Annotated in this window: 3 protein-coding genes; 2 read left to right on the top strand and 1 reads right to left on the bottom strand. The window is 66.1% G+C overall.

The window, feature by feature from the left end:
• Nucleotides 1–596 (bottom strand): TetR/AcrR family transcriptional regulator (locus AC2VOG_RS20110; protein ID WP_486941581.1); only part of this gene is annotated, 596 nt, incomplete at its 3' end.
• A 190-nt stretch (nucleotides 597–786) separates the two neighbouring features.
• Here AC2VOG_RS20110 and AC2VOG_RS20105 point away from each other — a divergent pair.
• Together AC2VOG_RS20105 and AC2VOG_RS20100 are read left to right on the top strand one after the other, a co-directional pair.
• Entirely contained in the window at nucleotides 787–1,275 is a 489-nt protein-coding gene (locus tag AC2VOG_RS20105; RefSeq protein ID WP_486941580.1) for a PaaI family thioesterase, read from the top strand.
• 15 nt (nucleotides 1,276–1,290) lie between these two features.
• The coding region (locus AC2VOG_RS20100) for a TetR family transcriptional regulator (protein ID WP_486941582.1) at nucleotides 1,291–1,866 on the top strand (576 nt) is incomplete at its 3' end.

Genomic DNA, 1,866 nt, shown 5'->3' with positions numbered 1-1,866 from the left:
CGCGTGCAGTCATCGGCGGTTATGGCACGTATGCCGGTTATTCGCGCAAAAACCAACGGTCCGACGAGCTGGCACAGTGCAAGCTGGAGGTCGAATTCGCCCAGTTGGGCGTTCGCTTCGGCGCCTTGCAGGATGGCGTCGAAGGGCTGCCGGTACTGGTCGATCACGCGGGTCCGCAACGCCTTTGAGGCATGCTCGTCGACGGTGCGATCAGCGGTTCCGGTGGGGCCCAAGGCGAGCCAGGCCAGCATGGTTACCTGTAACGGCGCCTCGCCGAGCAGGATGGCCTGGCGGGTGAGTAAGTCGATGAGCTGGTCACGCAGGGACCCCTCGGAGGGCGCCGGTGGCCTGACTTGGGGAAGCAGCCGCTCGAAGGTGGCCGCGAGTAGGTGCGAGGAACTGCCGAAGTGGCGGTAGAGGGTGGTTCGGGCCACCTTGGAGGCTTTGGTGACCGCGTCGATGGTTACGGCCTCGATGCCGCCGCTGCCGAGCAGTGCGGCCGCCGCGTCCAGTAACCGGTTGCGTGACCGAATCCGGCGGGGGTCGACATCATCATCATCATTGTCGTCGTGGACGAGGGCTGGATGGATGCTCACGTCGTCACCTCACCGCACGAAATTCCAGGGGTCAAGGGAATCCCGTCGACCACTTATGATACCAATAGTAGCGCAGCGAAACTATTGATACTGGGGTGTTGTGATGTCCGATTCTGCCCAAGCTCGACACGATGTGCCCCACGCTGCGGCCGCAGTTGCTGAGCGGCTACCCTGTCATACCCCTACCTGCATGGGATGCGGTCCGGACAATCCCTACGGCCTGAGCCTCGTGGTCTACCGCAGCGCGGACACGGTGTACGCCGATGCGACATTCACCGAACGCCACGTCGGTGCGCCTGGGCTGGCCCACGGCGGCGCAGTCGCCGCCGCGTGCGACGACGTCTTGGGGTTCACGCTGTGGATCGCCGGCACACCAGCGGTAACGCGCAGCCTGACCGTCGAGTATCTACTGCCGGTACCCTTGGGCCAGCCCCACCGCATAACCGCCCACATCACCGCGCAAAACGGGCGCGCGTTGCACGTCAGCGCCGCCGGTACCGGCGCCGACGGGATCACCCGGTTCACTGCGCAGGCAGTGTTCATCATCGTCAGCACCGAGCACTTCGCCGCCCATGGTGACATAACCGGATCCGGTGGCCTGCTCGAGCAGCTCGCTCGCAGCAGCGCCACCCGCGAAGACACCCTTTTGTCACCGCCTCCGGTACCCACGGGCACTTAGAACCGGTAGCCGACAATTACGTCGCCTGGTCAGAGCGCCGCTGCTCGATCGCCGTTGGTGACCAATCGGCGCGAGGCGATCTTGGATGCGGTACTGATCCTGGCCGCGACGGGCGGCTACGGGGCCGTGCAGATGCGGGTAGTCGCCGAGCGCGCCGGCGTCGCCGTGGGTACGCTCTACGGCTACTTCCCGTCCAAAAACCACCTGCTGGCGTCGGCGCTGGGCCGTCAGTTCCACCGCCTGGAGAAAGCCCGCGATTGGACTGCCGGTGCCGCCACACCGGAGCGGCGACTGGCGAAACTCGCCGGTTATCTGCATGACCGCTGGCAGCGCGACCCGCTGCTCACCGAAGCCATGACGCAGGCTTTCTGTGTCGCTGACAGCACGGCCGCGACCGCCGTGAACGAGGCGGCCGCGGCCATCGAACACCTGCTGGCCTGCACCCTGGTCGGCGGTCAGCCAAGTGACGCGGATCGACGGGTCGCCGAAGTCATCGCCGACATCTGGCTGGCAAACATGAGGGCCTTCGTCGGCGGGCGCGCGTCGGCGTCGCAGACCCGAGACCGTATCGACCGGGCCACCCGACGACTG

The sequence above is a fragment of the Mycobacterium sp. TH-M11 genome, assembly GCF_057473725.1.
This window is presented reverse-complemented; position numbering and strand designations above follow the sequence as displayed.